At 56.3% G+C, this 3,362-nt stretch carries 1 rRNA gene; it reads right to left on the reverse strand.

Annotated elements, in window-relative coordinates:
• Positions 1–30: 30 nt before the first annotated feature.
• A 23S ribosomal RNA gene (locus ABZ717_RS28345) occupies positions 31–3,124 on the reverse strand.
• Positions 3,125–3,362: the final 238 nt, after the last annotated feature.

The raw sequence follows: 3,362 nt of genomic DNA on the forward strand, positions 1-3,362 counted from the left end.
AAAATGTGCGCGAGCAACCTAATTATCTGCAGCGGACAAGCCCTCGGCCTATTAGTACCGGTCAGCTCCACCCCTCACAGGGCTTCCACACCCGGCCTATCAACCCCGTCGTCTACAGGGGGCCTTACCCTCTCAAAGGAGGCAGGAGACCTCATCTCGAAGCAAGCTTCCCGCTTAGATGCTTTCAGCGGTTATCAATCCCGAACGTAGCAAACCAGCCATGCCCTTGGCAGAACAACTGGCACACCAGAGGTTCGTCCGTCCCGGTCCTCTCGTACTAGGGACAGCCCTTCTCAAGTCTCCAACGCGCACAGCGGATAGGGACCGAACTGTCTCACGACGTTCTAAACCCAGCTCGCGTGCCGCTTTAATGGGCGAACAGCCCAACCCTTGGGACCAACTCCAGCCCCAGGATGCGACGAGCCGACATCGAGGTGCCAAACCATCCCGTCGATATGGACTCTTGGGGAAGATCAGCCTGTTATCCCCGGGGTACCTTTTAGCCGTTGAGCGACACCGCTTCCACACGCCGGTGCCGGATCACTAGTCCCAGCTTTCGCTCCTGCTCGACACGTCCGTCTCACAGTCAAGCTCCCTTGTGCACTTACACTCAACACCTGATTACCAACCAGGCTGAGGGAACCTTTGGGCGCCTCCGTTACACTTTAGGAGGCAACCGCCCCAGTTAAACTACCCACCAGACACTGTCCCCGAACCGGATCACGGTCCAAAGTTAGATGCCCGAAACAGTCAGAGTGGTATTTCACCAACGCCTCCGCCGCCACTAGCGTGACAACATCACCGGCTCCCACCTATCCTACACAAACCATCCCAAACACCAATGTCAAGCTATAGTGAAGGTCCCGGGGTCTTTCCGTCCTGCTGCGCGAAACGAGCATCTTTACTCGTAGTGCAATTTCACCGGGCCCATGGTTGAGACAGTGGGGAAGTCGTTACGCCATTCGTGCAGGTCGGAACTTACCCGACAAGGAATTTCGCTACCTTAGGATGGTTATAGTTACCACCGCCGTTTACTGGCGCTTAGATTCCCAGCTTCGCAGGCCGAAACCCACTAACCAGTCCTCTTAACGTTCCAGCACCGGGCAGGCGTCAGTCCGTATACAGCGTCTTACGACTTCGCACGGACCTGTGTTTTTAATAAACAGTCGCTTCCCCCCGCTATCTGCGACCCCACCCAGCTCCAGAGGAAAACTCCTTCACCGGACAGGGCTCCCCTTCTCCCAAAGTTACGGGGACAATTTGCCGAGTTCCTTAACCATGGTTCACCCGAACGCCTCGGTATTCTCTACCTGACCACCTGCGTCGGTTTAGGGTACTGGCCACACACGAACTCGCTAGAGGCTTTTCTCGACAGCATGGGATCACTCACTTCACCAAAAACGGCTCGGCATCACGTCTCAGCCTTCACGAGAGGCGGATTTGCCTACCCCTCGGCCTACACGCTTACCCCCGGACAACCATCGCCGGGTAGAGCTACCCTCCTGCGTCACCCCATCACTTACCTACTACAAGCTCGGATCCCAGACCAGCCCACAGGCACTCCCCGAAGGGAACACCAAGAGCCGGCGTGGTTAGCATCACCTGATTCGGTATTGGACGCTCATGCACGGGTACGGGAATATCAACCCGTTATCCATCGACTACGCCTGTCGGCCTCGCCTTAGGTCCAGACTCACCCTGGGCGGATTAACCTGCCCCAGGAACCCTTAGTCAATCGGCGGCAACGTTTCTCACGTTGCTATCGCTACTCATGCCTGCATTCTCACTCGCACACCCTCCACCACACGATCACTCGGCGGCTTCACCGGATGCACGACGCTCCCCTACCAACCCAAGAAAAAATTCTCGGACTTCACAGCTTCGGCGGTGTACTTAAGCCCCGCTACATTATCGGCGCAGAACCACTTGACCAGTGAGCTATTACGCACTCTTTAAAGGATGGCTGCTTCTAAGCCAACCTCCTGGTTGTCTGGGCAACTCCACAACCTTTACCACTTAGCACACGCTTAGGGGCCTTAGCTGATGATCTGGGCTGTTTCCCTCTCGACTACGAAGCTTATCCCCCGCAGTCTCACTGCCACGCTTCACTTAACCGGCATTCGGAGTTTGTCTGACGTCAGTAACCTTGTAGGGCCCATCAGCCAAACAGTAGCTCTACCTCCAGCAAGAAACACGTGACGCTGCACCTAAATGCATTTCGGGGAGAACCAGCTATCACGGAGTTTGATTGGCCTTTCACCCCTACCCACACCTCATCCCCCAGATTTTCAACTCTGGTGGGTTCGGGCCTCCACGAGGTCTTACCCCCGCTTCACCCTGGACATGGGTAGATCACTCCGCTTCGGGTCCACAGCATGCGACTCAAACGCCCTATTCAGACTCGGTTTCCCTACGGCTACCCCACCCGGGTTAACCTCGCCACACACCATGACTCGCAGGCTCATTCTTCAAAAGGCACGCCATCACCAGCCACAAGGACCAGCTCTGACGGCTTGACAGCACACGGTTTCAGGTACTATTTCACGACCCCTCACCGGGGCACTTTTCACCTTTCCCTCACGGTACTAGTGCACTATCGGTCATCAGGACGTATTTTGGCTTAGCAGGTGGTCCTGCCAGATTCACACGGAATTTCTCGGGCTCCGCGCTACTCGGGAACACACCAACGCCTAACCAACGACTTCGCCTACGGGACTCTCACCCACTACGGCGCCGTTTCCCAACGGCTTCGACTATCATCGATATCAGCGCTCCGGGCCGACAGACCCGAAAAGATGCACCCCACAACCCCGCACACGCAACGACTGTCGTCTATCACACGCGCACGGTTTAGCCTCTTCCCCGTTCGCTCACCACTACTAGGAGAATCACTGTTGTTTACTCTTCCTACGGGTACTGAGATGTTTCACTTCCCCGCGTCACCACCAACCACCCTATACATTCAGGTGGCGGCAACCCGACACAACTCGGGCTAGGTTTCCCCATTCGGACACCCACGGATCAAAGCTCGGTTGACAGCTCCCCGTGGCCTATCGTGGCCTCCCACGTCCTTCATCGGCGCCTGATGCCAAGGCATCCACCGTGTGCCACTATCACTTGGCCACTACAGATAATTAGATGCTCGCGCACACTATTCACAAATCAAAACACCGACCACAAACCCGGACACCTCACACCGGCACCCTGTTCGGAACAGAAGATCCGAACAACCGGGAGTTCTCCAGGGTGGTAGCGGGAACCAACCCCCACAACAGGGATTGCTTCCTCAGACACCCAACAGCGCGCCCCCTGATGCTTCTAGTCACCAGAGGTCAAGTTCGATTCCACTTCAGCCACTCCCC

Source organism: Nocardiopsis sp. NPDC006832 (assembly GCF_040635885.1).
Classification (GTDB): domain Bacteria; phylum Actinomycetota; class Actinomycetes; order Streptosporangiales; family Streptosporangiaceae; genus Nocardiopsis.